This window comes from Stenotrophomonas sp. ASS1 (genome assembly GCF_004346925.1).
In the GTDB taxonomy this organism is placed as follows: Bacteria; Pseudomonadota; Gammaproteobacteria; order Xanthomonadales; family Xanthomonadaceae; genus Stenotrophomonas; species Stenotrophomonas maltophilia_A.
The window spans coordinates 3,209,239-3,225,187 of sequence record NZ_CP031167.1; the positions used below are offsets into that span (position 1 = coordinate 3,209,239).

Below are 15,949 nucleotides of genomic sequence, written 5' to 3' on the forward strand. Positions count from 1 at the left end.
ATCTGGGGATGCGGGGGCGCTCAGGCAAGCCCCGTGAACAGGAAAGCCGCGCTCAACGCGAGCGCGGCAGGCCGGTGATGGTCGGCGGAATCGCCGGCGCCGGTGCCGGTACGGGTGGCGGAGCCTTGTCGCGGCTGCGCTCGATCACTTCCACCTTCGGTTCCTTCCATGGACCGGTCACCTTGTAGGTACGGGCGCCAATCTCGCCCAATGGCTTGGACAATACCGCATTGGTGGCCGCGCCCAGCGCCGCCCCCACCGGGCCACCGGCGACCGCACCCACCACGGTCAGCAGATTGCCTGCACGCGGGTTGACGTCGATGGTCTGGTCGAACTGCTGGTTGCGCAGGTCGGCCTGGCCGCGGATGGTGATGTTGGCTGCCGGGCCTTCGATCAGCACCTTGTCGGTGCGTGCCATGCCCTGGCCGAACTGCATGCTGCCGTCGATCTGGTTGAACGCGAAGCCCTTGGAGAAGAAGTCGCGGAAGTCGAACATCAGGCGCCGCGGCAGCTGGGTGACACTGAGCAGGCCCAGCACCCGGCCAGCGCCCGGTTCCAGCTCCAGCAGCTGGCCGTTGCGCGCGTGCAGGTCCAGGCGGCCCTGCAGGTTGCCCAGCTGGAAGTCCGACGGCCCCCCACTCCACGTGGCCTGCAGCTGCGCCTGGCCGGAACCGCCACGCAGCTGGCCGCCGTAGTCGAGGTTCTGCATCAGTCCGCCCAGGTCCTCGCTGCGCACCTGTGCGGTCAGCTCGGTGCGGGCACCACCGGTGCGGCCCAGCCAGCGACCGCTGATGTCGATCTCCTGGTCGGGCGCACGGAAGCGCAGCTCGTCCACGTTCAGGCCATTGGCCAGCGGCCGCGTACGCAGTACCGCCTGGCCCAGCATCACCTTGCCGAACTTCAGGTCGGCGATGTCCAGCGCGAACGGCGGCAGCTTGGCCGGGTCCATGTCGTTGGCGCCGGCCTGTACCCGTGCCGGTGCGGCCGATGCACCCGGAGCCGCCGGCAGGGATTGCCAGTGCACGCGGTCGAGCTGGCCACTGATGGTGCCGCCATCTGCATTGGGGACGGTCAGGCGCCCGGCCAGCGACGGGCCGTCCAGGCGCACATCCAGTGCCTGCGCGCCCGGGCGCAGCTGCAACCGGGTCTGCTCGAACACGCCACCGATCAGCTTCAACTGGCCTACCTGCACGTCCACCGCACGCAGCGGCATGGCGTCGTCATCACTGCCACCCCGCGCCAGACTGATCCACTCCAGAGCGTCCAGGGTCGGACTGCGGCCATTGACGGTCAATCCGCTCGGCGGCGGCTCGCGGTCGACATGGTCGCTGCCCAGCGTCACCTGCACACCGGTCTGGTTGTTGTGGCTGCGAGCGGCCAGCGCCAGGCGCTGGCCGAACGCCACGTCGATGCGGCCGGCCCCCATCGGCAGCTGTGCAGCCACGGTGGTCGCCAACGGCTCGGCAGCCGGTTTGTCCAGCGGCGCCGGCAGGTCCAGCCGGGTCCCGACCAGATCGGAGCTCAACCGCAGCTCGCTGGGCGGCGCAGGCGCCCCCGGAGTGACCTTGGGCAGGCTGACCGCGATGGTCCACGGCGAGGTTCCGGTGATGTAGGGCTTGAGCCAGGCCATCTCCGGCGCGCGGTCGATCAGCACGCCAGCATCCAGCGTGGCCGACAGCTGCGATTCGAAGGCCAGTCTGCTGTCGTGCACGTAGCCACCGGCACGCAGGCTCAGGCGACCGTCCTGGCCGAGGTGGCGCACCGACAGCGCCTCGGCATCGAAACCGCCATTGCTGTAGCGCGTCTGCCCCTGCATGTTGTCGAAGGCGAGCTGGAAGCGCTTGTCGACCAGCTTCACGCCGGCCAGATCAACCGTCCCCTGCAGGTGGCCGCCACCTTCATCGTGGTGCAGTGGCTGCAGCAGATCGAAGGTCACATGCGCCGGGCCGGCAGCGGTGAGGTTGTCCAGGGTGTCGCCATAATCCTTGTGCAGCGGGCTCTGCCGCAGCATCGCCAGCAGCTTGCCCGCCTCGCTCTGCGCATCGGCGCGCACATACAGCGGCTGCTGCCCGAAATCCGGAATGCCCGCCTCGAACTTCTGCACCGCCACACCGGCCAGATCGCCGCGCCCATGCATGTCGAAGCCGGGGCCGATGAAGGCGATATCGGCGTCGACCTGGCTCATCAACGGCCAATCATGCTGGAAACGGATGTCACCGTTGGTGATATGGCCGGTGGCCTCGAAGCGGCCATCGTTGTTGTCGAACGGCCAGTCGTCCAGGTCGCCACTGACCAGGCCGATGCCATTGCGCACCTGGCCGCCGGCCAGCGCCATGTCCAGCCAGTCGGTGGCGCCCTTGCTCATCTTGGAGTGGATCCAGAAGCGCTTGGCCGCAGTCATCGGCACGTCGTCCAGCTTGGCCGCCAGCTGCAGCCACGGCCGCGTACCGTCCCCCTGGAACCAGACCCCGCCGCGCACGTCGGCCGCATAGTCGGTGCCTTCCACGCGCATCGCCGCAGTACCGATACGCCAACCACCGCCCTCGTCGCGCCAGCCCACCACCTGTCCCGCCAGATGCAGGTCATGACGCACACCAAAGCCGGTCGGCCAATCGAACTGCAGCTGCCGTTGCGGCTGCAACTGCAGGCTGAAGCCATCCGCGTCGCCTTCGAAGCGCCCGCCCAGGCCGCGCAGGCCGGGCGAATTGCCCACGCTGGCGAAGCCCAGCGACTGCAGTTCGCCCTGCGCCCACAGCGGGCCATCGCGATCGCCCGCCAGCTGCAACTCGCGCACATCCAGCTGCGGCCTGGACAGGAACAGCCAGCGACGCAGGCCCGGTTCGAGACGATCGCTCAGGGCCAGCGCACGCAGCGCGGTGCCGGCCTGCACTTCGCCAGAACGGACCCGCAGCTGCTTGCCAAGCTGCAGCTGCAGGCCATCGAGCTGCTGCTCGCCCTCTTCGGTTTTCAGGCGCAGGCGCGGCACCTGCAACGCCCAGCCATCAGCCTGGCGCTGCCAGCGCAGGCGTGCCTGCAACCGCTGCAGCTGCAGCTGCGGAGCCGCCATCGAGGGCATCGGTGCGCCATCGATGCGGACATCACGCAGGTCCGAATCGGTGGTCACCGCCACCGGCGCGAAATCGCGCAGGGTCAGCCACAGGTTGAGTTCGCCCTTGCCTTCGCGCAGACGCACACCGCCGGCCGCCAGCAGCGGCGACCAGGCATGGAAATCGACCGGATCGGCGCCCAGCCAGGCCTGGCCATTGCCGCGCACGCGGTCCACGTCCAGCACCGCCGTCAACGGCAGCGCTTCGGTCTGGGCCCAGGCACGCACGCCTACACGCAGGCGGTCGCCGTTGACCCGCAGGCGCACGTCGATGCGTGGCAGCGTGGTGTCGATCCCCAGCCCCGGCGCATGCACGCCCAGGCGGCCTCCGATCACCTGCAGTTCGCCCAGCCGGCGCAGCGCATCCAGCGGGTCCCCGCCATTGGCGGCCTGCGGCAGGCCGCGTACCGACCAGCGACCGTCCTCGCCCTGCTGCAGGTCGAGCGCCAGGCCACGCAGGCGCAGCTCGGTCAGCGACCGGCCAGGCAACAGGCCGCTGTACATCGATACCAGCACTTCGGCCTCGCCGATCGCCAGGCCCTGGCCGGCGCCGATGCGCAGGCCCTTGAGCTGCAGCAGCGGGCCGCGCCGGGTCCAGGCGGTCTGCAGCTGGTCGAAACGCACCGGCTGGCCAGCGCGTTCACTCAGCCAGGCGGCAATCCTGTCGGGATGGCGCTCGGCCAGCGGCAGCAGCTGGCTGAGGGTGCCCACCAGCAGTGCAAGCCCGACCAGGCCCACCGCGCAGGCGGCAATGAAATGACGGCGGATCCTTCGCAGTCGCAGGCGCGGCGGCGCGCTCATCGGCCACCGCCGGCCTGCGGCCGGCGAGGATCAGAGCAGAACGACATCGAATTGCTCCTGCAGGTACTGCTCGTCCGCCTGGAAGCGGATGCTCTTGCCGAGGAATTCCTCCAGCTCGGCCACCGCCGCGGATTCCTCGTCGGTGATGCGCGCGACCACCTTGGTCGACGCGATCACCAGCAGGCGCGCGGCATCGAACTGGCGCACGGCACGGGTGATCTCACGGAAGATCTCGTAGGTCACCGTCTCGGTGGTCTTGATGCTGCCGCGGCCGCTGCACTGCGGGCAGGTTTCCGACAGCTGTCGCTCCAGGCTTTCCACCGTGCGCTTGCGGGTCATCTCCACCAGGCCCAGTGGCGAGAAGTCGTACACCGTGGTCTTGGCATGGTCGCGGGCCAACGCCTTTTCCAGGGTGCGCAGCACCTGGCGGCGATGCTCGGCATCGTCCATGTCGATGAAATCGATGATGATGATGCCGCCCAGGTTGCGCAGCCGCAGCTGCCGCGCCACCGCCTGTGCCGCTTCCAGGTTGGTGCGGAACACCGTCTCTTCCAGGTTGCGCTGGCCGAGGAACGAACCGGTGTTGACGTCGATGGTGGTCATCGCCTCGGTCTGGTCGATCACCAGGTAGCCACCGGACTTCAACGGCACCTGCTTGTCCAGCGCGCGGCCGATCTCGTCCTCCACCCCGAACATGTCGAAGATCGGGCGATCGCCGCTGTACAGCTCGATTTTCTCGGCCAGCACCGGCATGTACTTGGCCACGAAGGCCTGCAGCTGGGCGAAGGTCTCCTTGGAGTCCACCTTCACCTTGTCCACATCCTTGCGGATCAGGTCGCGCACCGAACGCAGCGGCAGGCTCAGGTCTTCATAGATGTTGCTGCACGAGGCCGCTTCGCGGCCACGACGCTCGACCACGTTCCAGACCCGCGACAGGTAGGCGATGTCCTCGGCGATGGCCTCTGCCGGCTGGCCCTCGGCATTGGTACGCACGATGTAGCCGTAGCCCCCGTGCTGCGCCGACAGTTCGGTCACCAGCGCCTTCAGGCGGGCGCGCTCGGTTTCATCCTCGATGCGTGCGGAAACGCCCACGACCTTGGATTGCGGCAGCAGCACCATGTAGCGCGAGGGAATGCTGATCTGGGTGGTCAGGCGTGCGCCCTTGGTCCCGATCGGGTCCTTCACCACCTGCACCACGATGTCCTGGCCGTCGCGCAGCAGCTCGACGATCGGCACGCTGGATGGCGGCGGCAGCGTGGTGTTCTCGGTATCGGCACTGGCCACCGGCGCCGGCCGCACCACGTCGTTGGCATGCAGGAACGCGGCACGCTCCAGCCCGACTTCGACGAAGGCGGCCTGCATGCCGGGCATCACCCGCTGCACCTTGCCCTTGTAGATGTTGCCGACCACACCCCGGCGCCAACCGCGCTCGATGTGCAGTTCCTGCAGCATGCCGTTCTCGATCACCGCGACCCGGGTTTCGCGCGGGGTCACATTGACCAGGATTTCCTCAGACATCGGCAGCCTCCCTGGCGGCATCGGCAGTTGTGGCCGGCACGCCGCAGCGCGCCAGCAGACGATCGGTATGCAGCAATGGCAGCCCCATGACGCCGGAGTAGCTGCCGGAAAGATGTTCGATCCAGCGCTCGGCCCCGCCCTGGATAGCGTAGGCCCCGGCCTTGTCCAACGGCTCGCCGGTGGCCACGTAGGCGGCGATGTCGGCAGCGTCGATCGGGGCGAAGGTCACTTCGGAAATGACCAGTTCGCTGTCCAGCCCGTCCGCGCCGACCACCACCACGGCGGTCATCACCTGATGGGTACGCCCGGCAAGGCGCGCCAGCATCGCCCGCGCATCGGCGGCGTCAGTGGGCTTTCCGAACACGTCGCCATCCAGCACCACCTCGGTGTCCGAGCCGAGCACGCGCGCCTGCGGGTCATCGACCAGCACCCGGGCCAACCCGGCGCGCGCCTTGTCGGCGGCGACCCGGCAGACATACTGTTCGGCGCTTTCAGCGAGCGCGCGCTGCTCGACGACCTCCAGGTCCAGGGCCTGGAAGGGGCGTCCGAGTCGGGCTAGCAGCTGGTTGCGTCGGGGGGAGCGGGAAGCAAGATAGAGCATCGGCACAGCATAACCTGAGGCCGCCACCTGAATCGTCGGCAACCCGTCCCGGAACGTGCGCAACCCCGAACGGGCTCACAGCGCGTTCATCGCTACGACACCACCCTCAACGGCACAACAAGGAGTTCTCCATGCGCCTGACCGCCACCCCGCTGCTGCTCGCCCTGTCCCTCGCCCTTGGAACCTCGATGACCGCCCATGCTGCCCCGTCGTCGCCGTCGATCGCCGCCCCGGCCGAAGGCACCCTGCTGAACATCTCGGCCAATGCCGAGGCGACCCGCGTCCCGGACGTGGCCACCCTGTCGGCCGGTGTGGTCACCCAGGCCGCCGATGGCAACAGCGCCATGCGCCAGAACGCCCAGCAGATGGACAAGGTACTGGCCGCGATCAAGGCCGCCGGCATCGCCGAGCGCGACGTGCAGACCAGTGGCGTCAGCCTCAATCCGCAGTACCGCTATGCCGACAACGAAGCACCGAAGATCACCGGCTACCAGGCCAGTAACACGGTCAGCCTGAAGGTGCGTGACATCGCCAAGCTGGGCAAGGTGCTGGATGCACTGGCTGCGCAGGGCGCCAACCAGATCAACGGCCCCAGCTTCGAGATCGACCAGCCGGAACCGGTCTACGACGAAGCCCGCCTGGCTGCACTGAAGAAGGCCCAGGCCCGCGCCCAGACCTATGCGAAGTCGCTGGGCCTGCAGGTGCGCCGCATCGTCAGCATTTCCGAGAACGCTGGCGGCGGCTACCGCCCGATGCCGATGATGCGGGCCATGTCGGCCGGCGCGGCGATGGACAAGGCCACCCCGGTCGCACCGGGTGAGTCGACCGTCTCGGTCAACCTGGACGTGGTGTTCGAACTGGGTCGCTGATCCCGTTCGCCATTGCCGACAAAGGCGGATCCCGCAGGGGGTCCGCCTTTTTCATGCCCGCAGCCGGCGTTGGCTGAAGGCCAGCCCAACGATCGCCCCCCTGCCTCTAGGCAGTGGCCGCCCTGTCGCGCTACTGATGGACTGCCAGCCGCGTGCGGCAACCCCGCCACGGGCCCTGGTGCGTTGAGGACTTCGTCACTGGCATGGAGGTGGACCATGGTTCGTACGTATCCCGTTGCATCCCCGCATTTCGACCCCGCCCGCGTTGCCGCCTGGAGCGCGGCCATCGCCCTGCATCTGCTGGCCTTCCTGTTGCTGCTGATCCCGGCGACCTACCAGGCCGTGCAGGTCCCACGTGACAAGACTGCGGTCAGGCTGATCGAGAAGATCCCGCCACCGCCCACGCCGCCGGTTCCGATCACGCCGAAAGAGATCGTCCAGGTGATGCCGAAACCCCGGACGCAGCCGGTAGCACCGCCCCTGCCCGCACCTACCGCGACCGTGGAGGAGACCCAGGGCATCGCACTGCCGGCCGCCGAACCGGCTCCGCCCCAGCTGGCACCGAGCATCGACACCTCCACGCCTCTGGCCGGCGCCCAGCTGCAGTACCGCAGCGCCCCGCCGCCGGCCTACCCGCTGGCGGCACTGCGCAACCGCGAGCAGGGGACGGTGCTGTTGCGGGTAGAGGTGGACTCCCACGGGCAGCCGGCGGTGGTCAGCATCGAGCGCAGCAGTGGCTCGCGCAGCCTGGACCAGGCCGCACGCCAGCAGGTGCTCAGGCACTGGCGCTTCGAGCCGGCCCAGCGTGATGGCGTGGCCGTGCCGGCCATCGGCATGGTGCCGGTGCAGTTCTCGCTGCCGGACTGAGGTGATCGCCGGCCCGGCTGCTTGCCGGGCCGGCGCTTCCGTCCGGGCGGGTACGGACGGAACAGGATCAACTGTTATTGATTAAGCAAAAATTCACGACTTCGTCACCTGTCGGAAACCTAGATTGGTCCGTCCCGGAATCTTCCGGAGACAGCCCTCAACGCTACGGTTTTCCAGTTAGGAGAGAAGCTGTGAAACACCTGATCCAACGGCCCGCCAGCCGCCGCCGCACCACCCTGGCATCGTCCATCACCCATATCCTTACCGGCGGCACGCTGCTGCTGGTTGGCGCCGTGGCTTCCACCTCCGCTTTCGCGCAGGAAAAGGCCACCAACCTGGACCGCATCACGGTCACCGGTTCGAACATCCCGCGCACCAACACTGAAACACCGTCCCCGGTGCAGGTGGTGACCCGCCAGGAAATCGACCGTACGGGCAAGACCACGGTTGCCGAGTACCTGCAGACACTGACCGCCGACGGTTCCGGCTCCATTCCCAAGACCTTCGGCAACGGCTTTGCCGGCGGTGGTGCCGGCATCTCGCTGCGCGGCTTGGGCGCGGGTTCGACCCTTGTCCTGTTGAATGGTCGCCGCATGGCCACCTACGGCCTGGCCGATGACGGCCAGAAGGTCTTCACCGACCTGAGCACCATCCCGCTCGACGCCGTCGAACGCGTGGAAGTGCTGAAGGACGGCGCCTCGGCGATCTATGGTTCCGACGCCATCGCCGGCGTGGTCAACATCATCCTGCGCAGCGATTTCCAGGGCGCGATCCTTCGCGCCTCTTACGGCCTGTCTGGCGACAGCGATGGCGACGCGAAGAAGGCGACCCTGACCGCCGGTACCGGCGATCTGGCCACCGACGGCTGGAATGCCTTCTTCAGCCTGGATGTGGCAAAGACCGACGCGATCAAGATCAGTGATCGCAAGAACCGCAAGTGGATCGGTACCGGCGATACCCGCCCGTGGGGCTATGGCAACAACGCCCAGTTCCTCGGCGGCGCCTTCCTCAGCGGCAAGACCCGCGGCGGTGTTGGTCCGAACGGTTCGGTGTATGACGATCGCAATGTGACCAAGGACAATCCTGCCTTCCTGGTCGCATTGCCGGGCTGTGCTGGCCTGACCACCATTCCCGGCCAGACCGAGGCTACTGCACAGGCGCAGGGCTGCCTGTGGGATCCGAACCAGCTGTATCGCGATCTGACCCCGGAAGAGAAGTACGTCAACGTGTTTGGCCGTGCCAGCTTCGCGTTTGGTGAAGGTGGCGAGATCTACACCGAAATCGGCTACTCGAAGAAAGAGACCACCTTCAGCAACACCCCGTCCGGCGTATCCGGCAGCTGGGGCTTCCCCGAAGGCCCGGTCAACGGCAACAGTGGCCCGGGCGCAGTGGTGCTGGGCCCGAATCATCCTGACAATCCCATTCCCGGCCAGGCCTCGCGCCTGCGTTATTCGGCGTGGGATGTCGGTCCCCGCGTGACCAACAACACCAATGAGTTCACCCGCTTCCTGGTCGGCGTCAAGGGCAACTGGGGCGACTGGAGCTACGACACCGCCTATCTGCACTCGGGCACTGATCTGGTCAACAAGCGCACCGGCTTCCTCAACTACGACAACGTACGTTGCGCATTGGCCAACCCGAACTGCGCCGGTGGTGTTTGGCGCATCGGTGACAACGCGGGCATGAACTCGCAGGCGTTGTACGACTTCATCTCGCCGGATATCAGCGCCCGCGCCAAGTCCAGCCTGGACATGTTCGACTTCACCGTGTCGCGCAGCCTGATGGACCTGAAGGGTGGCCCGCTGGGCCTGGCATTGGGTACCGAATGGCGCAAGACCAGCAACAGCCTGACCCCGCAGACCTACACCGACAAGGGCCAGATCATCGGCCTGGGCTACTCGGCCTACGACGGCACCCAGAACGTGTACGCAGGCTACGTTGAGCTGTCTGCGCCCGTGCTGGAAACCCTGGAACTGTCCGGTGCGGTTCGCTACGACAAGTACGAGAGCGGTGAAGGCAAGGCCACGCCGAAGATCGGCATCAAGTGGACACCGGCCGACTGGATCGCACTGCGCGGCAGCTATGCCGAAGGCTTCCGTGCACCGAACCCGGCCGAGAACGGCGATGGCGGTCTGGCAGCGTTCTCCAATGCATCCGATCCGGTGCGCTGCCCGGGCGGCAACCCGGCACCAGGTGCAAACGGTGACGACTGTGGCGCCCTGCCGGTCGCCATCATCACCCGCCCGAACAAGGACCTGAAGCCGGAAGAGTCGAAGAGCTACTCGGTGGGTATCGTCCTGCAGCCGACGTCCACGACTTCGCTGACCATCGATGCCTGGCAGATCAAGCGCACCAACGAAATCGCCCAGGGCAGCACCGCCGAGGCAATTGCTGCCGGCAACGTACTGCGTGACACCAACCTGCTCAATGGCGTACCCGGCACCGGCAGCATCCTGGCGGTCAACACGCAGTACATCAACGCCGCATCGACCCGGGTCCGGGGTATCGATACCGATATCCGCCAGACCTTCGACATCGGCCCGGGCCAGCTGGAGATGGACCTGCAGTGGAGCCATGTGCTCAAGTTCGAGCGCACCGATGCCGACGTGACGGTTGACTACGCGGGTACTCACGGCAACTGCGACGTGACCAACTGCATCGGCACCCCGAAGGACCGCATCAACTTCGGCACCACCTGGAGGCAGGGTCCGTGGAGCGTCAGCGGCGTTGCCAACTACATCTCGAAGATGGACAACAAGGACTTCCGTGGTCCGAACGGCTCCTATCTGTTCTCGTATGCAGACGGAACGGACGTCAAGAAGATCTCCTCGTTCACCACCTTCGACCTGTCGGGCCGCTGGAACATCACTGAAGCCTTCGAGTTGAACGCCTCGGTGCAGAACGTGTTCGATCGCATTGCGCCGCTGGATCCGTCCACCTACGGCGGTGTCAACTACAACCCGCTGCACTTCAGTGGTGCCATCGGTCGCTACTTCACCGTCGGTGCCAAGTACACCTTCAAGTAATACAGGCAACACCCTTCAACGCAGCAACTTCGAAGGCCCGGGCAGCTGCCCGGGCCTTCGTCGTTCCGCCCCTTGCAGGCATGTTCACGGGCACATAGCTACCGTGTGCACGCGGCATCACCGCCGCAGGGGATCTGCATGGCCGCAACTTCGCAACGCCTGGGCCTGCCCGCGTTGACTGCACTGGTGGTCGGCTCGATGGTCGGCGCCGGCATCTTTTCATTGCCGCAGAACGTGGCGCGCAGCGCCGGCCCGGCCGCGGCGCTGATCGGCTGGGCCCTGAGCGGCGCGGGCATGCTGATGCTGGCCTTCGTGTTCCAGGCCCTGGCCAACCGCCGGCCTGATCTCGATACCGGCATCTACGCATATGCGCGCGAAGGCTTCGGCAACTACATCGGCTTCTCCGCTGCGTGGGGCTACTGGGTCGCCTCGGTGCTCGGCAACGCCAGCTTCTTCGTGCTGATCTTCAGTGGCCTGGGCCACTTCATGCCCGTGTTCGGCGAAGGCAATACCCCGGCCGCCGTGGCCGCATCGTCATTGCTGTTGTGGACCGTACACCTGTTGGTGCTGCGTGGCCTGCGCACTGCAGCCATCGTCAACGGCCTGGTGACCGTGGCCAAGCTGCTGCCGATCGCCCTGTTCCTGGTCCTGGCCGCCGGCGCGTTCCGCATGGACGTGTTCCGCGCCGATTTCCTCGGCGCGCCTGCACTCGGCGACCTCGGCCAGCAGCTGCGCGGCATGATGCTGGTGACCGTGTGGGTGTTCATTGGCATCGAGGGCGCCAGCATCTACTCGCGGCGCGCCGCACGCCGTGCCGACGTGGGTCGCGCCACGGTGATCGGCTTCCTCGGCGTGTGGCTGCTGCTGGTGCTGGTCAGCCTGTTGTCGATGGGCGTGCTGTCGCAGGCGGAACTGGCCGGACTGCCTAATCCGTCGATGGCCTATGTGCTGCGCGCCATTGTCGGCGAATGGGGCGCGACGGTGATCATCATCGGTTCGATCATCTCCGTTCTCGGTGCATTGCTGGCCTGGGTGCTGCTGTGCGCCGAAGTGCTCTATGCCGCCGCAGGTGACGGCACCATGCCGGCCTTCCTGGGGCGTGAGAACGCGCGCGGCGTGCCGGCCAATGCACTGTGGTTGAGCAACGGGCTGATCCAGTTGTTCCTGCTGCTGGTGCTGGTCAATTCCGGCAGCTATACCGGGCTGGTGCTGCTGGCCGCGTCGATGAGCCTGGTACCTTACTTCCTGTCCACGGCATTCGGCGTACAGCTGGCCTGGCGCGGGCAGGCCTACGTTGGCGAACCGCGCGTACGCTGGCGTGATTTCGGGGTGGCACTGCTGGCCAGTGCGTATGCGCTGTGGCTGGTGTATGCCGGCGGGCTGGACAACCTGCTGCTGTCGGTACTGCTGTACGTGCCCGGCGTGGTGTTGTTCGCATTGACCCGGCACCAACGCGGCGAACAGGTATTTACGCGTTGGGAAGGGGTACTGTTCGCTGCGATCCTGGTTGTGGCGGTTGCTACGCTGGTGGCGTTCTGGCGAGGCAATCTCACGCTGTAGACCCGAGCCCAGGCTCGGCTGGTTCATCCGCAGCAGCCGAGCATGGCTCGGCTCCACAACAGCAGTCGCGCAAGCTCGCCCCTACAAAGACGCAAAAAAAAACCTGCATCTCGCGATGCAGGTTTTTCAAGGTGGCGCCCGAAGTTGGACTCGAACCAACGACCCCCTGATTAACAGTCAAGTGCTCTAACCGGCTGAGCTATTCGGGCAGACGACTAGTATAACCACTCTTCACGCGCGATGGTAGGGGTGATTGGCAATCATTGCGGCAGCCCGATACAGCTGCTCGGCCACCACCAGGCGCACCAGCATGTGCGGCAGCGTCAGCGGGCCGATCGACCACTTCTCATCGGCCAGCGCGGACACCTCCGGCGAATGCCCTTCCGGGCCACCGATCAGGAACGCCAGGTCCCTTCCCTGCCCGCGCCAGTGTTCCAGGCGCTGTGCCAGCTGTTCGGAACTCAGCTGTCGCCCTGGCACATCCAGCGCCACCACATAGGCATTCTTCGGCAGCGCAGCGATCACCCGCTTGCCTTCGTCTTCAGTGGCGCGGCGCGGATCACGCCCCTTGCCGCGCAGGCCGGGCTCGATTTCCACCAGCTCGAACGGCAGCCAGTGCGACAGCCGCTTCTGGTACTCGGCGAAGCCCTGCGCCACCCAGCTGGGGGCGCGTTCACCGGTGGCGATCAGGCGGGCTTTCATCAACGGTCCTCCAAAACGTCGACGGCGCCATCGGCGCCGTCGAAGGGATGCATCAACGCGTGGCTCAGGCCACTTCGTCGTCGCTGGACGGCGGCTGGTCGCCGACGGTCCACAGGCGCTCGAGAGCGTAGAACTCACGCACGCGCGGCAGCATCACATGGACGATCACGTCGCCCAGGTCGACCAGCACCCACTCGGCTTCGCGCTCGCCTTCCACGCCCAGCGGCATCACGTCGATGTTCTTGGCGAAGCGCACGACTTCGTCGGCAATCGACTTGACGTGGCGGGTCGAGGTGCCCGAAACGACGATCATGTAGTCGGCAACGCTGGACCGGCCGCGCACGTCGATCTCGACCAGGTCCTTGGCCTTCAGGTCTTCGGTGGCTTGGCGGACGCTGGCCAGCAGTTCCGGCACGGACGGCGGCGGGCTGGGCAGATCGACCTTGATGGTCTGGGGCTGGGTCTGGTTGCTCAAAGTGGATCGACTCGATAAACGTGGGGGCGATTATACGGGGATGGCGCCGCTGCGCCATTCACGGCCTGCCCGGGCGGTACAGCCCGTGTGCAGCCACATAGTCCGCCACGCCGGGTGGCAGCAGGGCGCGCCAGGGGCCGCCGGCGGCGATCTGCGAGCGCACGGCGCTGGCCGATTCCTCGCGCAGCGGGTGGTGCAGGCGCAGGATGCGCCCGGCCGGGCTGGCGAACAGGGCCTGCTCGGTGTCGGCCCAACGCCCTTCCAGCGCCCGGCCCAGCTCGCCATCCACCGCGGCCTGCAACGGACTACCCGGGCGCTCCGCCACCACGAAATGAGCCAGCCCGAACAACGCCTCCCATTCGTGCCAGCTGGACAGGCCAAGCAGGCTGTCGGCGCCGACCAGCCAGGCCAGCGGCCGGCTCGGCCCCAGCTCGCCGCGCAGCTCGCGCAGGGTGTCCACGGTGTAGGACGGCCGACCGGGGAAACGCACCGCGCGATCCAGCTCGCGCCGGTCCAGCAGCAGACCCGGTTCGTCGCCGATGGCCAGCGACAGCATGGTGCAGCGCTGCTCGGCCGTGGCGCCGGGCACGGCACGGTGCGGCGGATCGGCCGCCGGCAGCATGCGCACGGCAACCTGCAGTTCGTCACGGGCAGCCCGCGCGATCGCCAGGTGCCCGAGGTGCACCGGATCAAAGGTGCCCCCGTAGTAGATCCGCAGGCTCATTGCTCAGGCCCGCGCCAGCAGGCGCACGGCACGCGGTTCGGCCACAGCCACCAGCAGGCGCTCCAGCGCCAGCCAGGCGTCGCCGTCGGCGCGCCCCTTGGCGATACGGTCGACCAGTCCCGCTTCAGCCACGAAGCGCTCCCAGCGCTTGCTTTCCGGATGCCGCTGCAGCGCGCGCTTGTACGGCGCCTGCCGCGATTCCCAGATGCCGCGCGATTTCATTTCGGCGGCCAGGTTGCCACCACGGGCCTGCACCCGGGCCAGGCCAGCACCGGCCAGCAGCTCGCGGATCACCATCGGCATCAACGCAGCCACCGCCTCACCCTCGCCTCGCAGGCCGGCCAGCATGCGCAGCACCGCCGGCGGTTGCCCGGAGAATGTCGCCTCCACCAGCCGGAACACGTCATAGCGGGCGGCATCGGCCACCAGCGACTCCATGCGCTCCACATCCAGCGGCTGGCCATCGGCCAACAGCGCCAGCTTGTCGATTTCCTGGGCGGCAGCCAGCAGGTTGCCTTCCACCCGCTCGGCCAGGCGCTGCACGGCGGCCGGGTCCGCGCGCAGGCCCTTGCCACGCAGGCGGCGCTCGATCCAGTCCGGCAGTTCGTGCGGCTTGATCGCCCACGCCACCGACAGCACGCCGATGCGGTTGACCGCTTCGGCCCACTTGCCCTGGTGCGCCTTGCTCCATTCGTTGGCGGTGATCATCAACACCACGTCCGGCGCCGGATTGGCGCAGAACTGGCTGATCACCTCGGCACCGTCCTTGCCCGGCTTGCCGCTGGGCAGGCGCACCTCGACCAGGCGACGGGCGCTGAACAGGCTGGGGGCATTGAAACTGGCGTCGAGCTGGTTCCAGTCGAAATCACGCCCATCGGCGTCGAACACTTCACGTTCGCCAATGCCCGAGGCGCGCGCACGTGCGCGGATGGCGTCGGCCGCCTCCAGCACGCGCAGGGTTTCCGGGCCGGCAATCAGGTAGACCGGCGCCAGCGCGGTATCAGCGCCCTGGCTGGCCAGCTGCTCCGGACGCAGTTCCATGCGCGCGGCTCAGTGCTTGGCTGCGGGGACCGGCTCGGCCGGTACCGCGCCTTCGATGGGCTTGTCCTTCGGCGCCGACAGGCTGCCGCCCTTCTCGATCTCGGCACGCACCACGCTGTCGATGCGGCGGATGATCGAGGCGGACATTTCCCGGCGCAGTTCATTGGCCAGGATTTCACGTTCGGTGGTGGTACCGGTGGCGTCGGTCGGCGGCGACACGTAGTCGCGCGACAGCTCGATCACCTGCTGGGGCACCAGTTCGCTGCCGTCTTCGCGACGGAAGATGAAGATCACCGCGTAGCGCAGGCTGTATTCCTGCGCACGGCCCTGCGAGTCGATGGCGATCGGCAGGTCGCCCCAGCGCTCGGACAGTACCTGCAGCTGGGCGCTGGGCTCCTTGCTGTCCTCATCGGCCAGCCTGGCGCCGGAGGCCAGCAGGCTGCGGTTGAGCAGCTTGACCAGTTCGCTGTACGGCGCAGTGGAAACCACCTTCACCGGTGCTGTGTCGGTCGGCAGCATCAGCTTGTTGCGCAGATGGAAACCGCAGCCGGCAAGGCCGAGGACAAGAACGAGGGCAAGCAGGATTCGGGTCATGGAGACAGTCTGGCGGAGCCGGGCGATCACGGCAACACACAGCGTGCCCGAAGCCGCGTGAATGC

The 15,949-nt window shown here is 67.2% G+C and carries 12 protein-coding genes and 1 tRNA gene; 4 read left to right on the forward strand and 9 right to left on the reverse strand.

All coding sequences use genetic code 11. The annotated features are described in order from the left end of the window. Positions 1 to 52: 52 nt before the first annotated feature. The 3 genes from MG068_RS15025 to MG068_RS15035 are packed head-to-tail and all read right to left on the reverse strand — an operon-like array spanning position 53 to position 6,026. Positions 53 to 3,907, reverse strand: a complete 3,855-nt coding sequence (locus MG068_RS15025; RefSeq protein WP_132810570.1) for a YhdP family protein — start codon at positions 3,905 to 3,907, stop codon at positions 53 to 55. Between the two features lie 30 nt (positions 3,908 to 3,937). Next, positions 3,938 to 5,425 (reverse strand): ribonuclease G, encoded by a 1,488-nt coding sequence (gene rng, locus MG068_RS15030; RefSeq protein ID WP_010482960.1) that lies wholly within the window; start codon positions 5,423 to 5,425, stop codon positions 3,938 to 3,940. After that, entirely contained in the window at positions 5,418 to 6,026 is a 609-nt protein-coding gene (locus tag MG068_RS15035) for a Maf family nucleotide pyrophosphatase (RefSeq protein WP_132810571.1), read from the reverse strand. Before MG068_RS15035 ends, rng begins: the two co-directional genes overlap by 8 nt. 131 nt (positions 6,027 to 6,157) lie before the next feature. On the opposite strand from MG068_RS15035, the gene MG068_RS15040 reads away from it, so the two are divergent. The 4 genes from MG068_RS15040 to MG068_RS15055 all read left to right on the forward strand — a co-directional run bounded on the left by MG068_RS15040 (position 6,158) and on the right by MG068_RS15055 (position 12,348). Next, positions 6,158 to 6,895: an SIMPL domain-containing protein gene (locus tag MG068_RS15040; protein WP_006382138.1), complete on the forward strand. Its 738-nt coding sequence runs from the start codon at positions 6,158 to 6,160 to the stop codon at positions 6,893 to 6,895. 216 nt (positions 6,896 to 7,111) lie between these two features. Next, positions 7,112 to 7,762 (forward strand): energy transducer TonB, encoded by a 651-nt coding sequence (locus MG068_RS15045; protein ID WP_032128989.1) that lies wholly within the window; start codon positions 7,112 to 7,114, stop codon positions 7,760 to 7,762. A 191-nt stretch (positions 7,763 to 7,953) separates the two neighbouring features. Next, positions 7,954 to 10,788 carry a TonB-dependent receptor gene (locus tag MG068_RS15050; RefSeq protein ID WP_132810572.1) on the forward strand — a complete coding sequence of 945 codons (2,835 nt, stop codon included), beginning with the start codon at positions 7,954 to 7,956 and terminating at the stop codon, positions 10,786 to 10,788. Between the two features lie 138 nt (positions 10,789 to 10,926). After that, positions 10,927 to 12,348 (forward strand): basic amino acid/polyamine antiporter, encoded by a 1,422-nt coding sequence (locus MG068_RS15055; RefSeq protein WP_132810573.1) that lies wholly within the window; start codon positions 10,927 to 10,929, stop codon positions 12,346 to 12,348. Positions 12,349 to 12,480: 132 nt separating this feature from the next. On the opposite strand, the gene MG068_RS15060 is transcribed toward MG068_RS15055, so the two are convergent. The 6 genes from MG068_RS15060 to MG068_RS15085 form a co-directional block, all read right to left on the reverse strand. Beyond that, a tRNA-Asn gene (locus MG068_RS15060) sits at positions 12,481 to 12,557 on the reverse strand. Positions 12,558 to 12,579: 22 nt separating this feature from the next. Then, positions 12,580 to 13,050, reverse strand: a complete 471-nt coding sequence (gene rlmH, locus MG068_RS15065; RefSeq protein WP_005418108.1) for a 23S rRNA (pseudouridine(1915)-N(3))-methyltransferase RlmH — start codon at positions 13,048 to 13,050, stop codon at positions 12,580 to 12,582. A 64-nt stretch (positions 13,051 to 13,114) separates the two neighbouring features. Further along, positions 13,115 to 13,525, reverse strand: a complete 411-nt coding sequence (gene rsfS / locus MG068_RS15070; RefSeq protein WP_005418109.1) for a ribosome silencing factor — start codon at positions 13,523 to 13,525, stop codon at positions 13,115 to 13,117. A gap of 58 nt (positions 13,526 to 13,583) precedes the next feature. After that, complete coding sequence (nadD, locus tag MG068_RS15075) at positions 13,584 to 14,249, reverse strand: nicotinate-nucleotide adenylyltransferase (protein ID WP_132810574.1); 666 nt, start codon at positions 14,247 to 14,249, stop codon at positions 13,584 to 13,586. A 3-nt stretch (positions 14,250 to 14,252) separates the two neighbouring features. Next, a complete protein-coding gene (holA, locus tag MG068_RS15080) occupies positions 14,253 to 15,290 on the reverse strand; it encodes a DNA polymerase III subunit delta (protein WP_032128985.1) in 1,038 nt (345 codons plus the stop codon). A 9-nt stretch (positions 15,291 to 15,299) separates the two neighbouring features. Next, positions 15,300 to 15,884 carry an LPS-assembly lipoprotein LptE gene (locus MG068_RS15085; RefSeq protein WP_032128984.1) on the reverse strand — a complete coding sequence of 195 codons (585 nt, stop codon included), beginning with the start codon at positions 15,882 to 15,884 and terminating at the stop codon, positions 15,300 to 15,302. Positions 15,885 to 15,949 lie beyond the last annotated feature (65 nt).

Coding starts and splice junctions, on each gene's coding strand:
- MG068_RS15025 (WP_132810570.1), bottom strand. CDS start 3,907: ATGAGCGCGCCGCCGCGCCTGCGACTGCGAAGGATCCGCCGTCATTTC.
- rng (WP_010482960.1), bottom strand. CDS start 5,425: ATGTCTGAGGAAATCCTGGTCAATGTGACCCCGCGCGAAACCCGGGTC.
- MG068_RS15035 (WP_132810571.1), bottom strand. CDS start 6,026: ATGCTCTATCTTGCTTCCCGCTCCCCCCGACGCAACCAGCTGCTAGCC.
- MG068_RS15040 (WP_006382138.1), top strand. CDS start 6,158: ATGCGCCTGACCGCCACCCCGCTGCTGCTCGCCCTGTCCCTCGCCCTT.
- MG068_RS15045 (WP_032128989.1), top strand. CDS start 7,112: ATGGTTCGTACGTATCCCGTTGCATCCCCGCATTTCGACCCCGCCCGC.
- MG068_RS15055 (WP_132810573.1), top strand. CDS start 10,927: ATGGCCGCAACTTCGCAACGCCTGGGCCTGCCCGCGTTGACTGCACTG.
- rlmH (WP_005418108.1), bottom strand. CDS start 13,050: ATGAAAGCCCGCCTGATCGCCACCGGTGAACGCGCCCCCAGCTGGGTG.
- nadD (WP_132810574.1), bottom strand. CDS start 14,249: ATGAGCCTGCGGATCTACTACGGGGGCACCTTTGATCCGGTGCACCTC.
- holA (WP_032128985.1), bottom strand. CDS start 15,290: ATGGAACTGCGTCCGGAGCAGCTGGCCAGCCAGGGCGCTGATACCGCG.
- MG068_RS15085 (WP_032128984.1), bottom strand. CDS start 15,884: ATGACCCGAATCCTGCTTGCCCTCGTTCTTGTCCTCGGCCTTGCCGGC.